This is a genomic window from Oculatella sp. LEGE 06141 (genome assembly GCF_015207605.1).
GTDB lineage: Bacteria > Cyanobacteriota > Cyanobacteriia > Elainellales > Elainellaceae > Oculatella.
The window spans coordinates 1-25,431 of sequence record NZ_JADEWO010000033.1; the positions used below are offsets into that span (position 1 = coordinate 1).

General features: G+C 51.8%; 23 protein-coding genes. 11 read left to right on the forward strand and 12 right to left on the reverse strand.

Annotated features, from left to right (window positions below):
• The 10 genes from IQ268_RS32385 to IQ268_RS20160 all read right to left on the reverse strand — a co-directional run.
• On the reverse strand, window positions 1-646 hold a 646-nt coding region (locus IQ268_RS32385), incomplete at its 3' end, for a DUF4157 domain-containing protein (RefSeq protein ID WP_228035559.1).
• A gap of 350 nt (window positions 647-996) precedes the next feature.
• Entirely contained in the window at window positions 997-1,254 is a 258-nt protein-coding gene (locus IQ268_RS20120) for a hypothetical protein (RefSeq protein ID WP_193883072.1), read from the reverse strand.
• Window positions 1,251-1,742, reverse strand: a complete 492-nt coding sequence (locus IQ268_RS20125; RefSeq protein WP_193883074.1) for a hypothetical protein — start codon at window positions 1,740-1,742, stop codon at window positions 1,251-1,253. The genes IQ268_RS20120 and IQ268_RS20125 overlap by 4 nt, the downstream gene beginning before the upstream one ends.
• Window positions 1,743-1,783: 41 nt before the next feature.
• Window positions 1,784-3,814, reverse strand: a complete 2,031-nt coding sequence (locus IQ268_RS20130) for an ATP-binding protein (RefSeq protein ID WP_193883075.1) — start codon at window positions 3,812-3,814, stop codon at window positions 1,784-1,786.
• On the reverse strand, window positions 3,811-5,049 hold the full coding sequence (locus IQ268_RS20135; RefSeq protein ID WP_193883076.1) for a DUF4255 domain-containing protein: 1,239 nt from the start codon (window positions 5,047-5,049) through the stop codon (window positions 3,811-3,813). Before IQ268_RS20135 ends, IQ268_RS20130 begins: the two co-directional genes overlap by 4 nt.
• Complete coding sequence (locus IQ268_RS20140; protein ID WP_193883077.1) at window positions 5,046-6,113, reverse strand: hypothetical protein; 1,068 nt, start codon at window positions 6,111-6,113, stop codon at window positions 5,046-5,048. The genes IQ268_RS20135 and IQ268_RS20140 overlap by 4 nt, the downstream gene beginning before the upstream one ends.
• Window positions 6,110-6,850: a phage baseplate protein gene (locus tag IQ268_RS20145; protein WP_228035560.1), complete on the reverse strand. Its 741-nt coding sequence runs from the start codon at window positions 6,848-6,850 to the stop codon at window positions 6,110-6,112. Before IQ268_RS20145 ends, IQ268_RS20140 begins: the two co-directional genes overlap by 4 nt.
• A 12-nt stretch (window positions 6,851-6,862) precedes the next feature.
• Entirely contained in the window at window positions 6,863-7,384 is a 522-nt protein-coding gene (locus tag IQ268_RS20150; RefSeq protein ID WP_193883078.1) for a phage tail protein, read from the reverse strand.
• 10 nt (window positions 7,385-7,394) lie between these two features.
• The gene (locus tag IQ268_RS20155; RefSeq protein ID WP_193883079.1) at window positions 7,395-8,954 is read right to left on the reverse strand and encodes a phage tail sheath C-terminal domain-containing protein; all 1,560 of its coding nucleotides are present in this window, start codon (window positions 8,952-8,954) and stop codon (window positions 7,395-7,397) included.
• 503 nt (window positions 8,955-9,457) lie between these two features.
• Window positions 9,458-10,222, reverse strand: coding sequence for a helix-turn-helix domain-containing protein (locus IQ268_RS20160; RefSeq protein ID WP_193883080.1), 765 nt, complete (start codon window positions 10,220-10,222; stop codon window positions 9,458-9,460).
• 103 nt (window positions 10,223-10,325) lie between these two features.
• Here IQ268_RS20160 and IQ268_RS20165 point away from each other — a divergent pair, with 103 nt between their 5' ends.
• The 9 genes from IQ268_RS20165 (at window position 10,326) to IQ268_RS20205 (ending at window position 21,455) form a co-directional block, all read left to right on the forward strand.
• Complete coding sequence (locus IQ268_RS20165; protein WP_193883081.1) at window positions 10,326-11,501, forward strand: acyl-CoA dehydrogenase family protein; 1,176 nt, start codon at window positions 10,326-10,328, stop codon at window positions 11,499-11,501.
• Window positions 11,502-11,764: 263 nt separating this feature from the next.
• On the forward strand, window positions 11,765-13,351 hold the full coding sequence (locus IQ268_RS20170) for an apoptosis inducing factor family protein (protein ID WP_193883083.1): 1,587 nt from the start codon (window positions 11,765-11,767) through the stop codon (window positions 13,349-13,351).
• Between the two features lie 100 nt (window positions 13,352-13,451).
• Window positions 13,452-13,925, forward strand: coding sequence for a hypothetical protein (locus tag IQ268_RS20175; RefSeq protein ID WP_193883085.1), 474 nt, complete (start codon window positions 13,452-13,454; stop codon window positions 13,923-13,925).
• A 335-nt stretch (window positions 13,926-14,260) separates the two neighbouring features.
• The gene (locus tag IQ268_RS20180) at window positions 14,261-14,788 is read left to right on the forward strand and encodes a toll/interleukin-1 receptor domain-containing protein (RefSeq protein ID WP_193883087.1); all 528 of its coding nucleotides are present in this window, start codon (window positions 14,261-14,263) and stop codon (window positions 14,786-14,788) included.
• A gap of 72 nt (window positions 14,789-14,860) precedes the next feature.
• Window positions 14,861-17,212 (forward strand): tetratricopeptide repeat protein, encoded by a 2,352-nt coding sequence (locus IQ268_RS20185; protein WP_228035561.1) that lies wholly within the window; start codon window positions 14,861-14,863, stop codon window positions 17,210-17,212.
• Window positions 17,213-17,646: 434 nt separating this feature from the next.
• The gene (locus tag IQ268_RS20190; RefSeq protein ID WP_193883089.1) at window positions 17,647-17,922 is read left to right on the forward strand and encodes a hypothetical protein; all 276 of its coding nucleotides are present in this window, start codon (window positions 17,647-17,649) and stop codon (window positions 17,920-17,922) included.
• A 446-nt stretch (window positions 17,923-18,368) separates the two neighbouring features.
• Window positions 18,369-18,545, forward strand: coding sequence for a hypothetical protein (locus IQ268_RS20195; RefSeq protein ID WP_193883091.1), 177 nt, complete (start codon window positions 18,369-18,371; stop codon window positions 18,543-18,545).
• 177 nt (window positions 18,546-18,722) lie between these two features.
• Entirely contained in the window at window positions 18,723-20,015 is a 1,293-nt protein-coding gene (locus IQ268_RS20200) for an AmpG family muropeptide MFS transporter (protein WP_193883094.1), read from the forward strand.
• Window positions 20,016-20,156: 141 nt separating this feature from the next.
• Window positions 20,157-21,455 carry a glycosyltransferase family 2 protein gene (locus IQ268_RS20205; protein WP_193883095.1) on the forward strand — a complete coding sequence of 433 codons (1,299 nt, stop codon included), beginning with the start codon at window positions 20,157-20,159 and terminating at the stop codon, window positions 21,453-21,455.
• Window positions 21,456-21,535: 80 nt separating this feature from the next.
• Here IQ268_RS20205 and IQ268_RS20210 read toward each other — a convergent pair whose 3' ends face one another.
• Complete coding sequence (locus IQ268_RS20210) at window positions 21,536-22,543, reverse strand: carboxylesterase (protein ID WP_193883097.1); 1,008 nt, start codon at window positions 22,541-22,543, stop codon at window positions 21,536-21,538.
• Window positions 22,544-22,761: 218 nt separating this feature from the next.
• On the opposite strand from IQ268_RS20210, the gene IQ268_RS20215 reads away from it, so the two are divergent.
• A complete protein-coding gene (locus IQ268_RS20215; RefSeq protein WP_228035562.1) occupies window positions 22,762-23,286 on the forward strand; it encodes a DinB family protein in 525 nt (174 codons plus the stop codon).
• A gap of 33 nt (window positions 23,287-23,319) precedes the next feature.
• Window positions 23,320-23,538, forward strand: a complete 219-nt coding sequence (locus IQ268_RS20220; RefSeq protein ID WP_193883098.1) for a hypothetical protein — start codon at window positions 23,320-23,322, stop codon at window positions 23,536-23,538.
• 140 nt (window positions 23,539-23,678) lie between these two features.
• Here IQ268_RS20220 and IQ268_RS20225 read toward each other — a convergent pair whose 3' ends face one another.
• Window positions 23,679-24,911 (reverse strand): sorbosone dehydrogenase family protein, encoded by a 1,233-nt coding sequence (locus IQ268_RS20225; RefSeq protein ID WP_193883099.1) that lies wholly within the window; start codon window positions 24,909-24,911, stop codon window positions 23,679-23,681.
• Between the last annotated feature and the right edge of the window lie 520 nt (window positions 24,912-25,431).

Below are 25,431 nucleotides of genomic sequence, written 5' to 3' on the forward strand. Positions count from 1 at the left end.
GAGTAGTAGGTGACACTAGCAACGGAGCAGCCCCTGCCATCCCCACTGTAATTCTTGTTCGATCTCCTCCACTGTCTCTAGCTAAAGCGTAGAGTGACTCTACTTCAGCGTTCGTAAGGATACGAGCACAAGCGGATTGCCCCTGAAGTCGGCAGGCGCGTACCGCATTCGCTCGCACCGTATCTCCTCGTGCCCGATACTGTTGCTCAATGATTTCTGACCATTTTTCAGATGGAATTCCAGCAAGATGGGAAGCATTTCCTCCGCCAAATCCTGGACTAGGGTGAACTCGAGAGTCATTCGGGTCACGTTGAATGGTTTTTTGTTCTGGGGCGTGGCTTTGCTGTACCACATGAACTAATTCATGGGAAAGCAACCGCTGTCCTGCCGATGTTTGCGGAGCGTACTGCCCAGCAGCGAATACAATATGAGAACCTAGCGTGTACGCACGAGCTTGTAATGCATGTGCCGATTCAGACGCAGAAGAGTTGGTATGAATTCGTACATTGCTGAAGTCGTATCCAAATCGGGATTCAAAGAAGGCACTCTCTTGATCGGATAGAGGATGCCCACCGCTTAGCGCCCTATCTATTTGGTGTTCAAGTCCAGTTGAAACCTGAGACTCAATGACGGAACTAGAATCCAATGCGTTTGCTTCGGTGTACGTTGGATTTAGCTCTCGGCGCAGTTTTCTCTCCTCTTCTTCACATTCAGAACACTTTCTTTGTATGTGTAATGGGCTTGTCAACCTACCTGCAGCAAAAGTGTCTCTAGACGAACTGACAATTTGATCGGCAATTTGATCAGCTTCTTGTTCATATCGATCTCCTGGCGTACCGATGACGAGTTTGGGTTGAATTTTTGTTAAATGTTTAGAATCAAGTGTGGACTGAGTTTGATGTTGTCTGCAAGAAGTACACTGCCGCTGCAAAACGCCTACAGTTGAGAGCGGGGCGGATGTAGAAGCGGGTTGCTGAGTTTGAGCGATCGCTCGAGTCATGATCCAAGTCCCCGATATACGGCTTGAGCAATTTGCTGTCCCATCTCAGTAGGATGGTGATCAGCCGTGAGTTGAATGTTGCCTGCTGGCACCGTTGGCACGGCTCCGCCCGCTAACCAGTTCGGCGCAATGCCATTGGTTGTAATTAATCGCCCTAATTCTGCCTCGATCGCCGCTTGCAATAAGGGACGCTGAGCATGGGGTATGGACACGCCATCCAGGATTAGCCGATCGATGTGGAGGGTGACATTCATATCGTCGTTTCTCGCGGTTCAATGCCAATTCGTTGCAACACTTGAAGCAGATCACCGATCGCATAGGCCCAATTGTGGCATTTGAAACTGCGGAGATCGACAATGGGCGTTTGGCATTGATAGCACTGGAGATCGGCGATCGCCCGTGGGGCTTCTACGTTCACGTATTTCTGATTACCTAAAATCACTTTGACCAACATTTCTTTGCGGTGAACCTGAGAGAGTGCCGAGCCGACAATGTCTAACCAGTTGGTTTCACGGCCACAGTTAGGACAACAGCGGGTATCACCACTTACCCACAACGGTGCCCCAATCGCTCTGGGTTCCATACCCAGGAGCCGCTCAATTTCTCGCACATCTTCATCCCTGGTCACCCACTTTTCCTTACCTGGCAACGAGTGGGGTGAATCGTAGACTTGTTTAAACACCTCTTCGCTCACTACAAACGTTGAGGGGTGTGAATGTTTAGGGTCATCTTTTGCCGTCATTGTTGTTCTCCTTGAGGATTAAAATATCGGATATAAAGTGCTCATATCGTTGTTTTGGCAGGTTCCTGCCAGAAAAATTCGGTTTCATTAATGGGTCGTTCAATTTTGCACAGTTCAGTTCGAGTGGCTTGGAGGACAAGCGGCATAGTGACTGGGGTTCCGGCTTGAGCTGCCAAAAAAGCGGCGTTGAGCGCAATGTTATGAATGCTGCCACCCGTCAGGTTGAAGCGAGCCAGGCGATCGACATCTAAATGGGCGATCGGAGTTTCGGGAGGAAATACGGTTTGCCAAACGGCTTTGCGCTCTACAAACCCCGGAAACGGAAAGTTAACGATGAAGCGTAGGCGACGCAGAAACGCTGTATCGAGAGCGCTTTTCATGTTGGTGGCAAGAATGGCGAGTCCGCGATAGGCTTCAATGCGCTGAAGCAGATAGTTGATTTCAATGTTGGCATAGCGATCGTGGCTGTCTTTTACCTCGCTGCGTTTGCCGAATAGCGCATCCGCTTCATCAAAGAAGAGGATGGTGCCGCCATCTTCAGCCGCATCAAACAAGCGGCGCAGATTCTTCTCTGTTTCACCGATGTACTTGCTCACCACGGCAGACAAATCAATGCGATACAAATCCAGATGCAGATCGTTCGCAATTACCTCGGCGGCCATTGTTTTGCCCGTTCCACTCTCCCCGGCAAAGAGGGCGCTAATCCCCATGCCCCGATTCATCCGCTGGGAAAAGCCCCACTCTTGATACACGCGACTGCGCTGCCTCACCTGGTCGGTAATTTGATGCAGTAAGTTCAGCGCATCAGCAGGTAAAACGATCGCACTCCAGGTTGCTTTCGGATCGAGCCGTTGCGCCAGGCTACTCAGTTGGGGACGGGTTGTGGTTAAACATGCGTCCCACAATTGCTGCTGTAAGCTGTTGTCGTGAAACGCTTCGTTGAGGCTGTTCTGAGCAATCTGTTGAATGTCACTGAGACTGAGATTAAACTGATCGGCCAGCACTGCCGGGCTAGCTTGTGCGGCAGACCCTAGCGCTTGCTGCCATGCCGCTTGCTGTTCGTTAATCGTTGGTTTGGTGATATCCAGCGATAGCGTCATAGACCCTAACCGCGACGATCGCTCGTGCATATCGACGAAGAAAAGGCCATTACTGCGAGACAGAAACCGCTGGAGCAGAGCCGTTTGATTGGCATCCATCTCGTAGGCATCCAGATAGAGCGCGATCGGCAACAAAATGCTCTCTCGTTGCCATAAACGAGCCAGCGTTTCCAGTTCAACGATTGGTGGGGGCAATAATTCCACCGGGAGACGATAGAGCATTAACCCCAGAGACGCTGCAATGTGTGTGGCAATGAGTTGTTTGCTGAGGCGATCGCTGCCCAAAAGCTGAATCACAGGGGGGTATTGCCCGGTAGAGCATTGCTGTAGCCGCTTCAGTGTTGTGTCTACAAAGGCGAGTTGAGAAGGGGGTAAATCCAATAGCGTGACTGGGTCTAGCGGTGTGAGTAAGGGAGTGAGCCGATCGTCAAGGTAATTTAACCCTTTGATGTAATTAACAATGCGTTCATCTGCTTGCAATGGACTGGTGATTAGCGGTTGAGTGGTAGATTGCATGATTTCAACTAACCGCCAATAGCGTAACGGTCGTTCTGGTGAGAGTACCTCCCATGCCGCTTCATCGAACAAGGTCAGTGCCAGTGCAAAGGTGGGATAGGGACGGTTGGCCGCGTCCTGGGCACGCGCACAAAGGGTGGGAATGCGGGTATCCAATTCCATCGCTGCACACAATAGCAGCACATTCTGCTCAAATGGGGATAGCCGCAGGTGCCGACTCAACCGCAGCAAGGCAGGCGGTGAATCGACTGTTTCAGCTACTGCAATCGTATTTATGGCTTGCTGAAGTTCCGCATTCTCGCCACTGGTATTCAATGAGCGGGTTACCTCTTGTGCCGTTTGATCAGATGGGGAAGTCAAGATAGTGATTCGTTCAGCCAGACGCGATCGCAACACCTGTAGCGCAGCGGCCAGATAGTCTTCATTGCGTTGGTGCCAATCGGTTAAATCCATCATGTAATCCGCACCTGTTGAGTATCATCAAAGACGGGCGGTGATGCCATGCGGTTGATGAGAATGCTCTCTGCACCGTCAATACGTAGACGCATCCAGTAATCTCCCGGCTCGATCGCCATCGCCCGAAAGGTGAGCGTATCGGTTGCAACCAGATGAGTATCAGCCAGGATTTGGCGATCGCCCAATATCAGCACGGCGCGTTGTTCGGGTTTCACTTGGGGGATGCACGTGAGCGTAACATTGGCATTGCCACTGCCATCACGCGCTATTTCAATTGGACGAGGATTGGTAATCTTGGGCGAGAGAGCAAAGGGGAGTTCGTTGGTTGTGCGCGTATCCTCGCCCGTGGTCACAACGACTGTCACGGTATATAGTCCGGCTGTCCATTTGGTACCCGCATCCGGGTCATCAGGTGCATCTAGCAGTGTCACTCTCGTTTCGGTTGCGGTGCTGTCTGCATCGGGTGATAGAACAACCGATTCCGTTTGCCGCACGTGAGTAAACTGGACGCTAATGCTATCTCCCTCAAGGTGATAGCCACTCAGTATGAGGCGATCGCCCAATTCACCACTGCGCTGCTTTTCTTTATCAAGAATCGTGATGGCAGTCAACGTTGGAATCGGTGGAATCAGGTTCGCCTGTCCAGTAATGCCAGCATCTTCTTTGCCGCGAGTTAACACGGGCAATGCTGCTTTGACCGACCGTTGACTTTCAATTAGAACAACCGCCAGTTGATAGGCCGCAGAAATGCGATATTGGGTTTGAAACGTCGTCCATAGTTTAGAAATTTCTTCGAGTGAGAGTGCCTGGGGTGTAATTCGCACCCGCTCGATTTGTTGACTAACATCACTTTCAGGCAATGCTGCTTTTAGTTCAGCCGGGTTTAACAAGGGGTGATCATGTAAAATACTCATGGCTCCGCCCAACAAGCGATGCCCTAAGACATCGTCATTGTCTCGCCCGTAGGCCGTAATCATGTAATAGAGATTCAACGGTAGGGGCGGTTGACCGATTTCACCCGGTTTGATGGAATTGGGAATGGGCTGATTGCGCCAGGCCGCATTGATTCCCGTGTGATAGAGAAATAGATTCAGTTGATTGCCATTGTTGCCATTGCGGGCTTTGTCGGGCGGTTGGGTCGTGACCGTGCTACCCGGAACAATGGCATCCAGTCCTTGAGTCAATAAGTTACGCAAGGTGGCAGTAACAGCCGCGATCGCCAATGCATCACTCATCGGCCACCTCCCGATCGTTGACGTAAGTATTCATCCAAACTCATAACAGGCAGCTTGGGACGCGATGGAGCCACAGGCGAGCCCGCAGGGGGTGTCGCTCGTACTTCAATTCGCCCAATGGTGACGTGAATAGTAGGTGGTGATGATGGTAGAGATGATGATGGTGATGGTAGATCTGATGAAACAGAATGCGGTTGGAGCGCAACAGGTGGGTGAGGTAAGGACAAGGTTGGCTCTGGTATAGCCTGAGATACGGGTGCCAGTGTTGCGTTGACGGCAGGGGCAAGAGGAACGGTTGCAGCCGAGGCCGTTGGAAATGCTGATTGCGAAGGGGCGATCGCGCCATTGTTCTCAATAACGGATTGATGTGGAGAAACCAGCTTCAGCGTGGGACGTACGGAAACAGCCGATGGAGATGAGGTGGGTTGCGCCAGCGCAGCAGTCTGGGGTGAGACATGAGGCGATCGCTCATTAATTGTGTCAGGAGGAACGGGGTGTTCCACTGAAGGAGCGGTTAGAGTGGTTGGAGCCGTTGGAGCCGTTAGAACCGTCGCTGGCAATGGAGCGGGGGTAAATGCGGCTTCAGGTAGCACAACATCCTGATTCGGTGATCCCAGGTGGATAGGTGCCGGGGGAGGCTGTATCGGCTCAGGTGCTCCAATGGGCTGCGAGGTCGGTGTTGGTGGTGAGGGGGATGCAGCCGAGGGGAGTGGTAGTGGTGCAGCAGGGATAGTTAACGGTTGCGCTGCTACAGGTGGAGAAGATGAGAATGGGTCGTCCTGTGCCATTGCGGTTCCATCTGACAGTGGCACTGGCTGCGATTCTGCCAGGGGGGCAGGAGACTGGCTCAATGGCGATCGATCAGAGGATGATTGATTCGACAAATGGGTGATCGCATCCGTTGCGAGAGAGGCAGCGTCTCCGTCCTCGGTGCCTGGGAGGGTAGGCGCGATCGCAGGTAGCAGTGCGGGTGCCACTGGCTCAAACAATGCGATCGGACGGGGTTTGATCACATCCACTCCGTTAAAACTGCGAGCAATTAAATGGTTAAGGTAGTTGCTCATTGGCCAATCATGTTTAAGTAGAGTTGTCGTCGCCAGGGTGTCATTGCCAAAATGTCTGCCTCGCGCCACCCGTAAGCCGATGCCAAAACGTGAACCTCTCGCAGTTGCCGATAGGCCCAGGTATTGATTTCGCTCCAGAAAAACGACACAATATCAAACACGCTTTGCCAGTGATGCTGGCAAACCGGGCAGGACAGTGCCAGTTGAATGTCGGCTTGAGAATCGGTCTCTGCCATGTGCGTTACAACAGTGTCAACTATAGCGGCAGGAATCTGTTCAATCGGAACGACCTCGCCCTGATGGTGAGCCGTCAGCAGGCAACGGTGCAGCAATTGATCGGATGCGGTGGTCAAATCAGTGGGGTGCGTCAAGCTGGCTACATCTAAACTGTTGGGCAAGCGATAACACACGTCATAGTCGCCAACCGTGAGCGAAAAGGTTTCAACGTCTAGCGTGATTTCAGACAATAATCGAATATCGGAAACGTTAAGCGAGAGTTCGAGGCGATCGCCACAACACGGACAATGCACCAAACACGCTAACTGTGAACCAAATGTCCATTCGCGCAACGTTAACAAGCAAGCATCACGCTGTCCAATACTGAGTTGAGCCAGTTTATCCAGGGGAAGATGCGGAACAGCCGCCATGAGCAGCAACAAGGCTCGCTGAATGGAGGACTGATTCACCCCTCGTTCCCAGACGTGCAATAGTTCAGAGGTGGACAGCGTGTGCATCATGGCAGTGAGCGATTAGAAGGTCGGCTCGTCCGGCTCAGGGGTTTGATCGTCTCGTTCCCAACCTTCGTTTTCTAGTTTGATATGTTGAATAGCGATCGCGTTGGCATTGGCATCCAGATCGGGCAGCGCTTGAAATTCGGATACCCAGCAGCGATAGACGTGATAGCGCAGGGCAATTTGTCCAGCTTCATTCATCACTTCGATCGTGATATCACGCCGAAAGTCTGCTAAAGATACTTCCTGCCCCTTCGATCCATAATTCCAGACTTTGTTCGCCCACAGTTCAAACTCCCTGTCGTGGGTGACACCTCGCTCCAACGTGATCGGTTCATACTCGGTGCGACCTGGAGACTTGCGGCTGCTGCTCGGATCTCCACCTTCTCGATGTTTGACAACTTCGGTGGTTCGCTTTAAGGCACTGACTTTACTGACACCAGCAACGGCATCCGTTTGTCCAGCCCACTTCACCAAAAACTTGAAATTTTGATAAGGATCATAGCGATGCACATTGTTGGGAAATTGAGGTTGAGCCATGATATTCTCCTTAAGTCGCAATTTGTCCCGCTATTTGCTGGAACTTGATAATCACAAATTCCGCTGGTTTCAGGGGCGCGAAGCCAACAATGATATTGACAATGCCTAAATTGATGTCAGTTTGAGTCGTCGTTTCCTTATCACATTTAACAAAATAAGCGTCTCGTGGCGATTGTCCTTGAAACGCGCCTTGACGGAACAAATTTTGCATGAACGCACCGATATTCAGCCGCACCTGTGCCCACAGCGGCTCATCATTGGGTTCAAAGACAACCCATTGTGTCCCTCTGTACAGGCTTTCTTGCAAGAACAGCGTTAGACGACGCACAGGAATATATTTGTATTCATCTGCTAATTGATCCGCACCGCGCAACGTGCGTGCCCCCCAAACAACCCGTCCGCTGACCGGAAAGCTGCGTAAACAGTTGATGCCAAGGGGGTTCAACATGCCGTTTTCAGGATCGCTGAGATTGACCTCCAACCCCTGAATCCCATTGATAGCGGCGTCCAGCCCTGCGGGTGCTTTCCAAACACCGCGTTGGGCATCGGTGCGTGCCATGATACCGGCAATAATGCCGCACGGCACAAACGTTTCAACCTGTCTATCCCGTAGCGGATCGACCTGGAGCACGCGTGGAAAATAAATAGCAGCATTGCGTGCGTCTGTTCCCGATAAACCCAGCCCACTCAAACCATTTCGTGCGGTCGTTGCCGCCATTGCTTTGTTGGCACTCCATTCACTGGGAGAATCAACAATTAACATGGCTCGTTGCTTCACGCAAAAGGGTAAGGCCGCTTGATAAACCTCGGTTGGCATATCTCCACCCCGTTGCAGCGGTGGCAGACAGAGTAAGTTAAACAAGTCTGCTTTTTTGAGCGCAAAGATACCTGTTTTGGCATCTTCCATGCCCTCCCCAGTGAATTGAGCAGGGGTAATTGGATCGCCATCACTGCCATTGCTGGCTGTAACCGGAGTCTCTCCCGTTTCACCAGGTCGAGCTTCAGGAATCATCCAGGTGTCGTCTTCATTTTTGCGAACACGCACCAGCAAAGAGCTTTGCTCTAATACGCGAGGCAAGTAGCGAGGATCAGTGGGATCAATGGAAACGTTGAGGAATTTCTCGATCGCCCCATCCTGTTCCACAATGGTGAGATTAAATAAATTTGGATCGGGAGGCGGATCGGTGGAATCAGCATCTCTGGTTTGGTGATCAACAACCGCACTGAGTTTATTACCCCAGGTGCCGCCACTGGCAGCTTCTAACCCCAGTCCCCCTTCAAAATCAAACACAGCAGACGCAGCATTGTTATGCACGCGGACAATCAGAGCCTGGCTGCCACCGTTCAAGTAAAAGTCGCGGACAGCATAGCTCATGGTGCTATCTACCCATAGCCCGCCAAATAGGCGTTCAAACTCAGCGTAGCTGTTAATGGTAACGGGTTCATTGGCTAAACCGCGACGAGCACGACCGACAAAGGCTGTAATGGATGTTGCAACTCCCGTGATGGTGCGTACACCGCTGGGAATTTCCTCGATGTATACACCGGGATAGTTAGGTAGGGTCGGCATTGTACGTTCTCACTAGAAAACAGTAAAATCTTGCACAACAGTCCAGCCTCTTTACCTTGTCATATCACTCGTTCACCAGGTGCTAAACTGCACAACATACCCTTCAGGGACTCAGTCAGGTAAAGAGCCTGCAATGGAAAATAGCTTCTAACTTTAATGTAATCAAAACAAGTTTTTCAAAGGTCTGCCTCATTCTGCAATAAAAGATTACCTTTCCATCACCCAATCTCGGTAGACTTCAATTCCTGTATATGAGCCGTAAAGGGTGTGTACTGGATGTTGAATGTGAGGAAACGTGGGTCATGTTGCAGAACGTACTTTAAAGCCCGAAGCCAGCATGGAGATACCCTTCTCTGGGAACAACTACATTCTGGGAACAACTACATAAACATCTGACCAGATCGTTCCTTTGGGTTGTAACGCATGGTTGTTCCTGCCCCAGGTTCATCTAGCCTGCTTTCATTCAGCGGATCTTTCATTCAGCGGATACAGATGAGCTTGAACTAAACACTAGCTTCATTACATTCTGCGGTAACGGGCTTGTTCGCCTGCATGAGCTGCGCTATGGAGCGATCGAGTCCCATACCGTAACGCCATTCGCCATTCAGGTATAGCCAGGTTGAGACTTGACGCACCAACTCGCGATCGCCTTCAAAACGGACTGCACCCTGCTGGAGGGCAACATTCAAATGGGTGTATCCCATCCAGACATGAGTGAACACACTAAGATCAGCCGATATGAAAACATTCACTTCAAAGCCTGGATTTTTTTGACACACATCAACCTCTCCATGCTCGATCACCAGCCACCAACTACGCTGAGATTTATGCCCTTTGGTTAGCCCTTGAAAGTCAAACTGAAGCACTATCTTCTGTGCAGGTACCGCTTCAAGATTGACTCGTCGCCTCATGCCCCACATCAACAACGCATCGTCCAGGTCTTCCGGAGCAACTTGCTCGCTTCCCCATTGTTGTGCCCAAACACCCATCGCCTCAATCAGAGGACGCAGGGCTTCTCCTGCGGGTGTGAGGAGATACTCATACCCCTGTCCTGTTTCTTTGTGGCGACTGACGACAACGCCCAACTTCTCAAGTTCTTTGAGTCGTTGAGCCAGAAGGGCACGAGACATTAAGGGTACGCCCCGGCTGATGTCATTGAAGTGGCGATTGCCATACAGCATTTCTCTGAGCACGAGCAGGCTCCAGCGATCGCCAATCACTTCAGCAGCCTTTGCCACTGGACAAAATTGCCCATATCCCTTTCTCATAGCGTAGCCACGGGAGTACCAGTCAGGTTCAGATATTGAACTTGTAACACCGTATGAGGCCACTCAAACTGGAAGCATCATAAGATTTAACGGAGACGATTCAATGTTAGAACAACAAACTGCACCGACTATTCAACCTGCAAATCAACCTGCAAATCAACCTGCAAAAATCGATTGGCTCTCCCTGGCAGAATCTCTAGGAAACCAGTTTGCTACAAGCGAAATTGAAGCCGATGAGAGTGACCTGTTTGTTGCAGATAACATTGCCAGGTTGAAAGCATCTGGTCTGGTGGCGGCAGGTGTCCCGCTCGAACTGGGCGGTGGTGGAGCCAGCTACAGCGATCTTTGTGCCGTTTTGCAAATTTTAGGAGGCTATTCCAGCTCAACTGCGCTGGCGTTTTCGATGCACACGCATCAGGTGATGATTCCAACCTGGCGGTGGCACAATCAAAATGCTCCTGTTGATGGACTGCTCAGACGAGTGGCAGCGGAGCAACTGATCATGCTCAGCAGCGGCGGTTCAGATTGGTTGCAGAGCGCTGGTACGGCGCTCAAAGTGGAGGGTGGTTTTCGGATCAATGCTCGCAAACGGTTTGCTAGCGGTGCGCCGATCGCCAATCTGTTGATGACCAGTGCTGTTTATGAAGACCCAGAACTTGGGTCTACAGTCCTGCATTTTGCGGTTCCCATGACTGCCGAGGGGGTTGCGATCGAATCCACCTGGCAAGCAATGGGGATGCGGGGAACGGGTTCTCATGATGTGGTACTTTGTGATGTTTTTGTGCCGGATGCAGCTATTGCGTTGCGCCGAGAACAGGGGAAGTGGCATTTCATTTTTCACCTGATCTCGATGGTGGCGATTCCGTTAATTTATTCTGCCTATGTCGGGGTTGCAGAAGCAGCCCGCAATCGAGCCGTTCAATTGGCAATGAAGCATCACAGCGATGAGCATCTTTGCTACATGGTGGGAGGGTTAGACAATGAATTGCTGGCGGCAAAGTTGGCACTTCAACACATGATTTCGACGGCTGAAGTGAGTCAACCTGGATTTGAGACTACAAATCAAATTATGACAGGACGAACCCTGGTTGCTAAAGCGATCCTCAATGTCGCTGATCTGGCGATGGAAGTGGCGGGAGGAAGTGCGATCTATCGCAAATCGGGTCTGGAGAAGTTGTTCCGCGATGTGCAGGGAGCGCGTTACCATCCGCTACGGGAGGAAGCTCAGCGCAAGCTGTCGGGTCAACTGGCGCTTCAGTGGGATATGTCTTTGTTGTAGGGGGCTTTTTGTCCGAACGTGAGAGGGCAACGGTGTGAACGTTGGTCTATGTGATTCATGTCTCTGTTGGAATGTTGGACAAACACTCCGACCCGATCGCCTCGTCTGAGCTGTTTCTCTCAAAATTGGTTTAATGTATTTCTGAAGTCGGAAGTCGCCATGCTCCCAATTCAGTCACAATGCTGTAGATGCTGCTTACATTCCCTTGATTCTGCATCTCAACTCCTTTGCTGGAGAATCTTGTCCTTTTCTCATGGCTTTCGATGAAACAGTTTGAGGCGATCGCAGCAACTATTCATGATTTGCAAGACGGAGACATGAAACAGGTCTCCGTTGGTGACACTGATGTACTGCTGGCTAAGGTAGACGGAACCTTTTATGCCGTTGGGGCGTACTGTAGCCATTACCAGGCTCCATTAGCCGAAGGAGTGCTGAAGGGCGATCGCATTGTTTGTCCCTGGCACAATGCCTGTTTCAATGTGACTACGGGCGACCAGCAAGAGCCACCCGGATTAGATTCGCTGTGCCGCTATGCGGTCAGGGTTGAAGGCGAACAGGTGATTGTTGGCGTGCCAGAGCAGGCAGCGACCCATCGAAACCCGCCAATGGCTCAGTATGATCCAGCCGCAGATGGCCGCACGTTTATCATTTTGGGAGCCGGGGCGGCGGGTGCCCATGCTGCCGAAACGTTGAGGGTGGCGGGTTATCAGGGGCGAATTGTGATGGTGACTCAAGATGATCGCCTACCCTACGATCGCACCTGGTTGAGCAAAGATTTTTTCACTGGCAAGGTTTCCACTGAGCAGATGCCGTTGCGATCGCCCGAATTTTATCAGGCGCATCAAATTGAAACGCTGCTGAACAAACAGGCGGTGAAGGTAGACGCGATCGCCAAGCAGATTACCTTTGCCGATGGCGATACCCTGACCTACGATGCGCTATTGGTGGCGACGGGTGGCAAACCGCGTCAACTGGATGTTCCTGGCAAGGCGTTGCAGAATGTGTTTACGCTCCGCAGCTTTGCCGATACTGAGCGCATTCTGGCCGCTGCACAGCAGGCATCACGCGCGGTTGTCATCGGGTCGAGTTTCATTGGCATGGAAGCGGCAGCGGGTTTAACTCAACACGATGTTGCGGTAACGGTGGTTTCGCCGTCTCCGGTGCCATTTAAGAAGATTTTGGGTGACGAGATTGGGCAGGTCTTTCAACAGGTGCATGAAGAGAATGGTGTTTCTTTTCGACCCGGCAGAAAGGTGACGCGCATTGAAGGTCACGACACAGTAGAAGCGGTGGTGTTGGATAATGGCGATCGCTTAGAAGCGGATCTGGTTGTGGTTGGAATTGGAGTACAGCCAGCCACTGAGTTTTTAGCGGGAGTTGATTTACATGACGATCGCGGTGTGGTGGTGAATGAGTATCTGAATGCGGCTGATGGTCTGTATGCCGCAGGGGATATTGCCCGCTATCCAGATTGGCGCACGGGTGAAACGACGCGAGTGGAACACTGGCGGATTGCAGCGCAACAGGGGCGAGTGGCCGCCTACAACATGGTGGGGCAACCCACTCCGTTTAGGGGTTTACCCATTTTTTGGACGATGCAGTTTCAGTTTCCGTTACGGTATGTCGGTCATGCGGAGCAGTGGGACGACATTATTTTCAATGGGGATTTGCAAACGCGAGAGTTCATTGCCTTTTACATTAAAGACAATCAAGTATTAGCAGCGGCCAGCAGCCAGCGTGATACGGAGACGGCAGCTATTTCTGAACTGATGCGGTTGAACCAGATGCCTTCAGTGGAGGCGTTGCGCGATCGCTCGTTGGATTTAGTAAAACAGTTGGCGCAGGGGTAAATGATGGCGGCTGATTGGGTTGCAGGGGGGGGGCGGTTGAGCCGTGCTGCCTGAGTTTGGGAAAACTGAAGCTCGTAACCTTAACCAGGGATCTCTGCTCATGGCAATCAACAAAATTAGCGCTACGTTGACGCAAACCGATCGAGATGCGGCACTGGCGGCGATCGCCACGTTAAAAGAAAAGCTACCGTTTTTGGTGGATTTAACGACGGAGGAGCGCAAAGCGTTACCCAAGATGGGTGATAAGAGCCGGGCGTTTGTGAGTAAGGCGTTGGAGGTGGCAACGCAGAATCCAGACGTTTTACCGAGGTCGTTTGATTTGGAGGAAATGCGGAAGGATGTCTACCTGTTTGAGGCGATGTATTCACTGGTGGTGGCGGTAACGCAGTTACAGGAATTGCTGGATGATACGTATGTGGCGGTGGGCAGTGAAGCTTATTCTGCGGCGTTGCAGGTGTATACCTATGCTAAAGCCAGTGGACAGGGGGCTGGTTTAGAGGCAGTGGTGGAGGAAATGGGACAACGGTTTGCCCGTAAACCCAGGAAGGCCAAGCCGCAACCGTCAGCGATGTAGGGTGTATCAGGATGGTTTTTGTTTGCAATTAGAACTTTCTTGTTTGAAGCAGGAGCGTTTTTGTTTATAGCCAGATTTTTTCGGTTTGAAGTGAGAACCAGTGCGGTTGAAACGGCACTGGTTCTGTTTTAGATAAGAAGAATTTAGCTTGGAACAGGACTGTTCCTGCTTAAAATGAGACTAATTGCAGTTGAAACAGAACAGATGCTGTTTGAAGTGGGAGCGATCGCGCTTTAAAGTCAAATGTTGGAGTTTTTTAGACAAATACAAAAGATTAGCGGAAAAAGCTGCTTTTTCAGAGTAGAAAAGAAGTGGCACTCGCGCTCACTCTTTCTATGTCAAGCGTCCCACCTGTCTTTATTTGCTACGCTCATCAGGATAACGAAAGCTCTGATCCAGATCGGCGTTGGCTGAATCGATTGCTGGTGTATTTAGAGCCTCTAAACCAGCAGGGGAAGTTACAAATTTGGTCGGATCAGCAGTTAGAAATTGGCGATACCTGGGACACGGAAATTAAAACCAGGCTGCATGAAGTGAAAGCAGCCGTTTTGTTGGTGAGCCAAGCTCTGCTGGGGTCAAAGTACATCAGAAATACTGAGCTACCTGTATTGCTGAAACGGGCAAAAGATGATGGGGTCGTGATTTTGCCAATCATCGTGCGATCGTGCCAACTCAATGACATCACCTTCAAGTATCCTGACCCGCAACATGGGCCGGAGGAACTGTCGCTGAGTACATTTCAGACAGCAAACTCTCCTAATAAACCGCTGAACAGCCTGGAAGAACATGAGCAAGACCGTGTTCTCCTCAAGGTTGCGGAACGATTGCAGAGAATTGTTGATGGTAAAGCGCCCGATATATGAGAAGAGTCGTCGGAATGGGCACCGACAGAGATAAGCACCCCTCAACAGCCGCATTTTCCGGGGAGTGCGGCATTGCAGAGCGATCGCCCCAGACCTGTGTTTCCGCCTGATATTCCGTCGAATTTGCCGATCGCAAGCGCCATTTTTGTGGGTCGAGACGAGGAGCTAGAGCGGCTGCACGCCCAACTGCAATCGAACGCGCCGCTCGCCATTTCAGCCGTTTCTGGGATGGGGGGAATTGGTAAAACCGAACTCGCTACCCAATATGCCCTGCAACGGCGAGACATGGGCACCTATCCGGGCGGCATTTGCTGGCTGAGGGCACGGGAAGACCTGAGTACCCAAATTGTGCTGTTTGCCGAATCACAGTTGGGGCTAACCATTCCGGAGGATAAGACACCAGCGGAAAAGGTGGCGCTGTGTTGGCGCAACTGGCACCCGAAAGAGACGCTGATGGTGTTTGATGATGTGCAACAATATGCGGATATTGCCCCCGTGCTGCCGCCTCAGCGATCGCAGTTCCGTGTGTTGCTGACGACGCGGTTAACGCTGCAATCGCCCGTGCAAACTTTTAAGATTACGGTGTTGTCGGAGGAGAAGGCGATCGAGTTGCTGCGGGCGTTTGCCACCCAGGGCAGAACGGGCAACGATCCCCGGTTTTCTGAGGCAGTTGGTGCGCTGGAGAAGCAGCTTTGTCAGTGGTTGGGCTATTTGCCGTTGGGTTTGGAGCTAGTGGGGCGCTATCTGGCGCGAAAACCGGATACCTCCCTGGAAACTCTGTGGCAACGCTTGCAGGATAAACGGCTGCAAGCGAAAGCACTGAAAGATGCCGCGTCAGAAATGACCGCACCGTTGGGTGTAACTGCTGCCTTTGAGTTGAGCTGGGAGGTTTTGGACGAACCAGCGCGACAGTTAGCCGCGTTGCTGAGTCTGTTTGCCCTGGCGGAAATTCCCTGGACGTTAGTGGAAGCGTGCTTGCCAGAGAAGGATACCGAAGACGTGGAAGATTGGCGGGATGAGTCGCTGCTCAACCTGCATTTGTTGGAACGAACTGGACAAGGCACCTACCAACTGCACCAACTGCTGCGAGAGTTTTTTGCGGCAAAGCGGGAGCAACGGGCAGACACGGTAGAGATGCAGCGATCGTTTCGCTCAGCCGTGCTGTGGGCAGCCAAGAGAAGCAGTGAAACGCCTGAGCGATCGCTCCTTGCCGAAACGACGGTGTTAATTCCCCATCTTCAAGCTGTCGTCCAGCTTAGTGAAATGTCAGAGCAAGCTACTGATGTCGCTGTTGACCTCGCCTGGTTAGCAGAACTCTACCGTTCGCAGGGACGCTATGGGGAGGCAGAACCGCTGTATCTACGCGCACTGGACATCGGGGAGGCGCAGTTGGGAGCCAACCATCCCGCTGTCGCCACCAGGCTCAACAATCTGGCAGGACTCTACAAATTGCAGGGACGCTATGGGGAGGCCGAACCACTCTATCTGCGGGCACTGGACATCTCTGAGGCGCAGTTGGGAGCCAACCATCCCGATGTCGCAACCAGTCTCAACAATCTGGCAAACCTCTACCGTTCGCAGGGACGCTATGGGGAGGCAGAACCGCTGTATCTACGCGCACTGGACATCGGGGAGGCGCAGTTGGGAGCCAACCATCCCGATGTCGCAACCAGGCTCAACAATCTGGCAAACCTCTACCGTTCGCAGGGACGCTATGGGGAGGCAGAACCGCTGTATCTACGCGCACTGGACATCGGGGAGGCGCAGTTGGGAGCCAACCATCCCGATGTCGCAACCAGTCTCAACAATCTGGCAGGACTCTACCATTTGCAGGGACGCTATGGGGAGGCAGAACCGCTGTATCTACGCGCACTGGACATCGGGGAGGCGCAGTTGGGAGCCAACCATCCCGATGTCGCAACCAGTCTCAACGATCTGGCATTACTCTACCGTTCGCAGGGACGCTATGGGGAGGCAGAACCGCTGTATCTACGCGCACTGGACATCGGGGAGGCGCAGTTGGGAGCCAACCATCCCGATGTCGCAACCTGGCTCAACAATCTGGCAGGACTCTACGAGTCGCAGGGACGTTATGGGGAGGCAGAACCGCTGTATCTACGCGCACTGGACATCTCTGAGGCGCAGTTGGGAGCCAACCATCCCGCTGTCGCAACCAGGCTCAACAATCTGGCAGGACTCTACCGTTCGCAGGGACGCTATGGGGAGGCGGAACTGCTCTATCTGCGCGCACTACCCATTCTGGTCAATTTTTTAGGAGCCAACCATCCCAACACGCAACAGGGCTGGCAAAATTTCCTGATTTTCCTATCGCAGGTCATTCAGGCCGGACAAACCGCGCAACTCTCCGACCATGCGCTGACACAAGACCTGCTGCGGCAGATACAAGAGGGGAATGGGGGTTAGGGAGTAGAGAGTAGGGGCGCTAACACAAACCATTGAATTCCTCTCAGATGCCCGCTTCGTACAATAAAACAAGATGATTAATGGAAGCCCTCGGTCAACCTGCCAATGCGGAGCCGAAAACGCCGATCGCCCCTCCTCCACAAATCCGCAGCAAAGGATATTGACTCTGTTTTGAAGATGCGATAGGTTGAGGTCTTACACGCTAGTCTACGGAGTAGCGTGTTGTATCTTCACCCGAAAATTTAGTCAAACGCGACCCGAAGCTGCTACCAACAACTTCGAGCCGCTGACCCAGCCAAACTGATCGAGGCAGTTAGGTGGGCTAAGGGAGCATTGTAGCAACTCTTAAGCCACCCCGATTTGCTGTGAGCATGGCACGGGGTGGCTAAATTTTTGGGTTTTCCTCAACCCCTCAGTTTCAGGAGCGAAAACCCATGACATCCGTTCTCTTATCTCATCCTGGAGAAGCCAATTCTCCAGCCGCTTGCCATCCCCCAACCCAGCCCCAGGCCAATCGCGACACTCTCAAACATGTGTTGATTGGTTCACCGCGAGCCATTCGCCAAACCATCCATCTGCTGCATAACCTGCGCTATGCCGAAGCCGGATTGTGGAGTCCGCTGATTGCCATCCCCACCCAGCAACTCATCCTCACCCCCCACCCAGGAGAAATGATGAGCCTGCTGACGCGATCGATCCGGTTCGAGTAATGTGACGAGGGGCGATCGTCCTTATAGCCCAACCCCCGTAGGGGCGTAGCATTCGGGCAATACTCTTGGGTCTATTGTCACCCGAACCGCCCCCTAAATCCCCCAATTCTGGCTTCGACGTGAGCGCTCAGCCGAACGGGGACTTTGAAACAGAACTGGCTCGGAAGTCCCCCAACCTTGGGGGATTTAGGGGGCAAATGCAGTACATTTACTACTTTTCAAACATCCTCTTACAAAAGCCGATCGCGTGATCATACTTTTGGGTCTATTGCAAAACGGATCTGCCGAATGCCACGCCCTCACAAAAGCCGATCGCGTGATCATACAGTCCACATATTTGTAGCCCACCCCCCGTAAGGGCGTGGCATTCGGGCAACACGTCTGGGTCTATCTCAAAACGGATCTGCCGAATGCCACGCCCTTAGAGGATGTTTGAAAAGTTCTGAATGTCACCCGAACCGCCCCCTAAATCCCCCAATTCTGGCTTCGACGTGAGCGCTCAGCCGAACGGGGACTTTGAAACAGAACTGGCTCGGAAGTCCCCCAATCTTGGGGGATTTAGGGGGCAAATGCAGTACATTTACTACTTTTCAAACATCCTCTTACAAAAGCCGATCGCGTGATCATACTTTCGGGTCTATTGCAAAACGGATCTGCCGAATGCCACGCCCTCACAGGAGCCTGGAAGACTGAAGTTAAAACCATCCTCCCATTCAGACCAGATTCCAACGCAAAGATAGAACGCGATCGCCAGGTCACGGCAAAACCGCTACAGTCATAGAAAGTCGGCATCCGCTTTTATGAATCGAGAAACCATTTCCCTTGAGAGCGGCATTGAAGAGCAAAGTACACCGCTTCAGTCGCCCTGGCTCTTTGTCCCCACTCTTTACTTTGCGGCAGGCGTCCCTTACATCATTGTCAACACCGTTTCGGTAGTTTTGTACAAAAAACTAGGCATCGACAACGCCCAAATTGCCCTGTGGACGAGCCTGTTATACCTGCCCTGGGTAATCAAAATGCTGTGGGGGCCACTAATTGATATCTACTCCACCAAACGACGCTGGATTCTTTACACCCAATGCGCCATGACCCTATGTTTAGGCGCACTGGCATTGTCCTTACAGCTAGCCAACTTCTTTGTCGTCTCATTACTGGTTTTGGCGATCGCCGCATTCATCTCGGCCACCCAAGACATAGCCACCGATGGATTTTACATGCTGGCATTAGATCAAGACGCGCAAGCTTTCTTTGTCGGCATTCGCTCTACTTTCTACCGTATTGCCATGATCTTTGGCATAGGGCTGCTGGTATTCCTGGCCGGACAGCTTGAAGAATCGCTTCACGATCGCTCGTTAGGCTGGACGATCGCCTTTGGTTTAGCCGCTTTAGTCTTCGCCATTCTGGTCATCGTTCATTGGCTATTTCTGCCCCTGCCCCAGAGTGATGCAAACCGATCAACCTCATTCTCAGTGCCAACATTTTATGGTGAAGTGATTACCACCTATTTCAAACAAGAGAAAATTTGGGCAATTTTAGCCTTCATTTTCCTGTACCGCATCGGAGAAGCCATGCTGGTGAAACTCGCTCCTCCGTTTCTGTTGGATGCACCCCAATCAGGCGGATTGGGACTCTCAACATCACAGGTAGGACTCGTTTATGGCACCCTCGGCTCCCTTGCCCTCACCGTTGGTGGCATCTTGGGCGGATGGCTCGTTTACCGTTATGGCGTAAAGCGCAGCCTCATACCAATGGCGATCGCCTTAAACTTACCGCATCTGTTTTATGTCTATCTTGCCTACACTCAACCCTCAATTCACTGGGTTTATCCATTAGTGGCGATCGAGCAATTTGGCTACGGACTGGGAACCGCCGCCTACAGCGTCTATTTTATGTACATCGCCAATGAACGCTACAAAACATCCCACTTTGCCATCTCAACCGGAATCATGGCATTAGGCATGATGTTGCCCGGATTGGTCAGCGGCTATATTCAGCAAGCATTAGGCTATCAATTATTTTTTGTAGTGGTGTTTCTATTAACGATTCCAGGAATGTTAACGCTGTTTTTTATTCCGTTGGGCGACGAAAATTAAACAGTTTGAAATTTCTACCAGGAGAACGATACCGCACCAGACGTAACATTTCATAATGACTAATGTGTTAAAAGATTAGGAAGCTTTAATGAAGCGGCTTACAGCGATCGCTCAACCTTTAAACATGGAGCCGTGGGTACAATGATCAGTGATTGCTCAAGGGCAGCCGATGACCTACCCGCCCCCTCATTACACACCCATTCAACCCAGCCTCTAGTTCACACCCCACCCCTGCCTCAATGCGAGGTTTGCGTCATTGTTCCCGTGCGGAATGAAGCCGACATGGTGGAAAGTACCCTGACCGCATTGACGCACCAAATTGATTTAGAAGGTCGTCCCCTCCATCCGGCTCGGTACGAAGTGATTGTGCTGGCAAACAACTGTAGTGATGATTCAGCCGCGATCGCTCGTCGCTTTGCCCTTCAACACCCCAACTTGGTGCTACATGTAGTTGAACGAACCCTGCCCGACTCCAACGCTTACATTGGCTGGGTGCGGAAGCAATTGATGGATGAGGCATACCGCCGTCTCATGCTCCTCGGCCATCAGCGAGGAGTCATTGCTTCCACCGATGGGGACACACGAGTTGCATCTAATTGGATTGCAGCCACACTACATGAAATTGACGGCGGAGCCGACGCGGTTGGAGGACGAATCATTACAGACCGTCGCGATCGCGCCGCGCTGACTCCCTACGCAAGAGCCTGCCACTTGCGTGAAGTGGGCTACCGTTTTTTAGTCGCTGAACTGGAAGCCTATCTCGATCCCGATCCGTTTGATAGCTTACCCCGGCACTTTCAGCACTACGGTGCCAGTCTGGCAGTGACCGCAGAAATGTATCAACAGGCAGGCGGACTGCCGCCCGTCAAAACCTCGGAAGATGTAGCCCTTTACCAGGCTTTGGTGCGAGTTAACGCCCGCTTTCGCCATAGTTTACTCGTGCGGGTAACCACCTCCGCTCGACAAACTGGACGTGCCCACGGCGGTTTGGCAAATCAGCTAGACACATGGACGACAATGGGGCAGCAACAGCAGCCGTTTTTAGTGGAACCAGCAGCGGCGATTGCCGTTCGGTTGTACGCCCATCATGAGTTAAAGCGACTCTGGCAACGGTCACTAAACGGCTATCCGCTCAATTCTAAAGACATGGGATTAACCGCTCATGGGTTAGGAGTCGATCGCAACTGGCTCATTCGCGCCATGTCTCAGTCGGCTTCGCTGGGTGTACTGTTTGAGCAAATTGAACAACAACGAGAAGAAGTCTGGCAACAGCGATGGCCGTTCGTTAGAGTTGAGCAAGCCATTCACGACCTGCGTTGCCTGCTAGAACCGCTACGGCTCCAATCGGATAATGCTTCTATTCGCACCAAAGCTTTACCGCGACTGGCGATCGCCTCACCAGAAATGACACCACCATTGCCGTCATTAAAATCTGCTTAAAACGCTGATAGAAGGTTTAAGGGCTATTTGCCGAATGCTACGCCCCTACAGGCTCCTGATGGGTGTATACCCGTTCGTCGTCAGCTTGCAGGAGGAGCAATGATCAGAGATGGGTCGAGGACAGACATCATGACGCTCAGTTCTGGAACAACGCGATCGCCCAAGTTCAGATCGGCTACAGCTTTCTCAAACGGTTTGCCGTTCAACATCTGTTGCCCGATCGCCCGTAGTTCAGCCCAGGTCAGATCGCTTTCAATAAATGCTTTAGCCAGGGTAATTAACAAATCCTGGTACTGATTTCCTTCCGATTTGGTCATCATAGTGTGCGGGATATTTAAAGACTCGTCAAACGAGTGATACCAGGATTGCGGCTGATGGTGCAGTGCCGACTCAAATAATTCTCGATGCTCGTTAGCATTGGTGGCATGATCGTCTTCGCTAGACAACACAAACAACGGCGCGATCGGCGCTTGCTTGATGCGATCGACCACCGTACGCCCCAACTCTAAAAAGATCCGCAGTGCCGGAATTCGGAAGCCATCATAGCCAAAGTTTCCCGGCAACTCTTTATTCATCCACTCAAAGTAGTACGGCAATATTTGCACAAACCAGTTCATTACCCGATTGCCGCCGCTGATGTAGGGCGCAAACAGCAAAGTGCGATCGATCTGTTGCGGCTTTTCTAGGGCTAACCAGGCGGCTAGCGTCGCTCCGCTCGATAACCCTCCCACCACCACGCGCTCACCCAACGCCTGTGCCTGGTGCAACCAATCCAACGCAAACTGTTGATAGACTTCAATTTCTTCTGGCAACGGGGGCGGGTTGTTGCGTCCCCAGTCTCCAGCCTGTCCATGACCGGGCTGTAATGGGGTAATAACGTTGTATCCTGCATCAAATAGCGCCTGACCCAGTGGCTCGAACTGGTAGGGTGCTGCCGTAAACCCATGAAAAAACAGGCAAACTTTAGAGGTAGGTTGAGGATGAAGCAGGAAGCGAGAACGGCAGGCTTCGTTCTTAAGCGGCAGCGCTGCTTCTCGGAGGTTGATGTCTTGAACGATCGCTGCAATCATATCGGAATAGTCTGGCATGGGTGAACCCAATCAATCCTCATTGATTGTAACTGCGAAGATCTCTGCTATTCGTTTTACAGCAAAGTTCGACACGATTCAATTACAGCAGTTCTCAATCGAGTCAGCCACCGTCTCGCCAGGATGGGTGTAGGGTTTGAGGCGTGGTGAATGCAAATGAAAATGGCTGTAAGGGAAAGAATGGGATGAGGGGCTGACGTTGATTAGGGAGGCGATCGATGGAATTGAAACAGATGTACACCCATTTGGCGACGTACAACCGCTGGGCAAACAACCGACTTTATCAGGCATGTGCATTGCTGGACACCGCTGCCTACTACCAAAATCGGTCGGCCTTCTTTGGCTCAATTCATGGAACGCTGAATCACATTCTGCTGGCCGATCGCATCTGGATGGCGCGGTTCACCGGAAAGGTGTATCCCTTTAATGCGCTCAGTGACGAGCTGTATGATGCTTTGCCGTCGTTGCAACATGCCCGACAAGCAGAAGACGATCGCATTCTGGCATTTGTGCAAACCCTGGCAGTGGAGGCGATCGTAACGGATATCTCGTATGCTAACTCACAGGACATTCCCTACCAACAACCACTGTGGCAGGGGTTAACCCACTTCTTTAACCACCAAACCCACCACCGGGGGCAGGTGCATCAAATGCTGGGAGAAGCTAATCTTACTCCACCTGGGTTAGATATGGTAATGATGTTTCGTGAGACAACATCACTACCTGCATCGCCATCTACATAACGTTATCTATTCAATGTCAGGGAACAAAAGTTTATGAGCGACCGTTCATTTCATGACCAGCTTTCACTGGAAGAGCAAGCCGTTGAACTGGGAAAAAAAGCAATGGCAGCGGGTCTGATTCCCAGCTTTACAGTGCATTACTACCCGGATACATGGCAATTCAGTATTCCTGTTGGAAGCGCCTCGGAACCGTTAACACCAGAAGAAGCTTACATGCAGTTGCAACGTATTCTGGACATCGCCACTCAATAAGATAGAAAGATAGAGCTGATAACGATCGCCCTCTTGTCTCGTTGCAGGCTCCGAGGCGCATGGATTAAACACCATCATCATGGGGTCAGCACGGTTCACACCAAAGCGATCGTGGTTAACCCTGGCCTTTTGTGGGTTCGTTACTGGGTAATGCGGAGAATTTTGTCTTGATCGGATGGGCAACTTCCCCGACCATCGCAGTTGCTTGTGGTGACATATAATTCACCGTCAGGCCCCATAATGGCTTCTCTGAGCCGCCCATGCTCACCCTGCAAATAGACTTCGTGGCTCTGTACCTGTCCAGGAATCTGCGGATCGAAGACTACCCGTTGCAGGTGTTCCGATCGCAACGTTGTAATTAGCAAACTACCGTTCCATTCTGGAATGGTATTCCCCGTATAAATAGCGGCACCACTTGGCGGCAATGCCTGCTGCCAGACAATTGACGGCGTAACCAATCCTTCCTGCGACTCGCAACGGTAAATAGTAGGCCAGCCCAAATTATCGCCCGCCTGAGCCATGCTAACTTTGTCGTGTCCACTCCGGCCTAGCTCACCACTGGGTCCATGATCGGTGACCCACAGGGTTGAGGAGTTCGCCCAATCAAACCCCTGAGTGTTGCGAATGCCAGTGATGTACACCGGGTTGTCGGCAAATGGATTATCGGGCGGTACCTGTCCATCTGGGGTGAGCCGCAAGATTTTACCCGCCAAACTTTCGGTATCCTGAGAGGCATCTGGATCTCTAGCATCCCCTGTACCGATGTAGAGCATACCATCGGGGCCAAAGCGAATCCGTCCCCCATTGTGATAAAGCGCAACCGGGATATTGTCGATGATAATGCGATCGCGAGAAGCAACACCGTCCTCAGCCAGTTGCCACCGTTCAACTCGATTAACGGGTGAACCATCCTGATCGGTAGTGTAATACACATAAAACAGCCGATTGCTGGCAAAGTCTGGATGGGTAGCAATACCCAACAGTCCACCTTCACCGCTGTCGCTAACAGTGAGGGTCGCAACTGGCTGTTGCCGCAGTTCCCCATCCTGGATTAGCCGGACTCGTCCCGGTCGTTCTGTCACCAGCATTGCACCATCGGGCAGAAAAGCAATGCCCCAGGGCACCTCCAGTCCATCCGCCACTTCTTCAACGCGCACGTTGACCGCCCCCTGGGAACCATACCCTTGCTCAACCAGATTACAGGTTGCATTTTGAGCGATCGCCTGCGGAGATGAAGGACTGGCATCGCTGGTTGTCGCCTGGGGCGGGAGACGTTCCTCGGAGGTTGTCTGTTCTGGAGGGGTTCCGGTGCAGGCCGCCAGCCCTATGACGCTAATGATTAGCCCGGTGGTAAAGGTGCGTGTCGATCTCATAGTTTCCTTTGATGCTGTAATGGACTACCACACTGGGGACGAGTGTGGTGTTGGTCTTTTTTTAGGATAGGATTTGCTGCTGGGATCGGTGCAGCACTCTCTTCCTCCACCATTAGACGCAAATGTGAGGAAAATGTGACGATCGCCCCATATCTACCGCCAGACAGGAAAATAGCGCCAGGACTTTCGTTGTTTTCGACCTCTGGATAGAGTACCGTGTCGTAAATTTTCCCAACTACATGGTATTGCTCGAAGCTGAGGACATAGAAACGGGCTTGAATTAGAATTTAGAAAATTTTGTAGCCGGCGCTAAATCAAGCCTTCCAGCGCAACTCAGACTTAACCGGAGCTTATTGCCGTTTTAACTCGGTTGCTCTCTTCTGGCTGGTAGTGTGTTCATGTCTGCCCCAAAAACAGTCCTTAATTAGCATAGTCGGCTATTAGTGTCTGATTTTAACTGATTTCAACTGATCAAACATAGCGTGTCAATGGGGTGGTGTAGCGATCGCCCCTTTTCTTA

Bases quoted from the DNA above. Each gene is read 5' to 3' on its own strand.
- IQ268_RS20120 (WP_193883072.1), bottom strand. From the start codon at position 1,254: ATGAATGTCACCCTCCACATCGATCGGCTAATCCTGGATGGCGTGTCC.
- IQ268_RS20125 (WP_193883074.1), bottom strand. From the start codon at position 1,742: ATGACGGCAAAAGATGACCCTAAACATTCACACCCCTCAACGTTTGTA.
- IQ268_RS20130 (WP_193883075.1), bottom strand. From the start codon at position 3,814: ATGATGGATTTAACCGATTGGCACCAACGCAATGAAGACTATCTGGCC.
- IQ268_RS20135 (WP_193883076.1), bottom strand. From the start codon at position 5,049: ATGAGTGATGCATTGGCGATCGCGGCTGTTACTGCCACCTTGCGTAAC.
- IQ268_RS20140 (WP_193883077.1), bottom strand. From the start codon at position 6,113: ATGAGCAACTACCTTAACCATTTAATTGCTCGCAGTTTTAACGGAGTG.
- IQ268_RS20145 (WP_228035560.1), bottom strand. From the start codon at position 6,850: ATGATGCACACGCTGTCCACCTCTGAACTATTGCACGTCTGGGAACGA.
- IQ268_RS20150 (WP_193883078.1), bottom strand. From the start codon at position 7,384: ATGGCTCAACCTCAATTTCCCAACAATGTGCATCGCTATGATCCTTAT.
- IQ268_RS20155 (WP_193883079.1), bottom strand. From the start codon at position 8,954: ATGCCGACCCTACCTAACTATCCCGGTGTATACATCGAGGAAATTCCC.
- IQ268_RS20160 (WP_193883080.1), bottom strand. From the start codon at position 10,222: ATGAGAAAGGGATATGGGCAATTTTGTCCAGTGGCAAAGGCTGCTGAA.
- IQ268_RS20165 (WP_193883081.1), top strand. From the start codon at position 10,326: ATGTTAGAACAACAAACTGCACCGACTATTCAACCTGCAAATCAACCT.
- IQ268_RS20170 (WP_193883083.1), top strand. From the start codon at position 11,765: ATGAAACAGTTTGAGGCGATCGCAGCAACTATTCATGATTTGCAAGAC.
- IQ268_RS20175 (WP_193883085.1), top strand. From the start codon at position 13,452: ATGGCAATCAACAAAATTAGCGCTACGTTGACGCAAACCGATCGAGAT.
- IQ268_RS20180 (WP_193883087.1), top strand. From the start codon at position 14,261: ATGTCAAGCGTCCCACCTGTCTTTATTTGCTACGCTCATCAGGATAAC.
- IQ268_RS20190 (WP_193883089.1), top strand. From the start codon at position 17,647: ATGACATCCGTTCTCTTATCTCATCCTGGAGAAGCCAATTCTCCAGCC.
- IQ268_RS20195 (WP_193883091.1), top strand. From the start codon at position 18,369: ATGTCACCCGAACCGCCCCCTAAATCCCCCAATTCTGGCTTCGACGTG.
- IQ268_RS20200 (WP_193883094.1), top strand. From the start codon at position 18,723: ATGAATCGAGAAACCATTTCCCTTGAGAGCGGCATTGAAGAGCAAAGT.
- IQ268_RS20205 (WP_193883095.1), top strand. From the start codon at position 20,157: ATGATCAGTGATTGCTCAAGGGCAGCCGATGACCTACCCGCCCCCTCA.
- IQ268_RS20210 (WP_193883097.1), bottom strand. From the start codon at position 22,543: ATGCCAGACTATTCCGATATGATTGCAGCGATCGTTCAAGACATCAAC.
- IQ268_RS20215 (WP_228035562.1), top strand. From the start codon at position 22,762: ATGGAATTGAAACAGATGTACACCCATTTGGCGACGTACAACCGCTGG.
- IQ268_RS20220 (WP_193883098.1), top strand. From the start codon at position 23,320: ATGAGCGACCGTTCATTTCATGACCAGCTTTCACTGGAAGAGCAAGCC.
- IQ268_RS20225 (WP_193883099.1), bottom strand. From the start codon at position 24,911: ATGAGATCGACACGCACCTTTACCACCGGGCTAATCATTAGCGTCATA.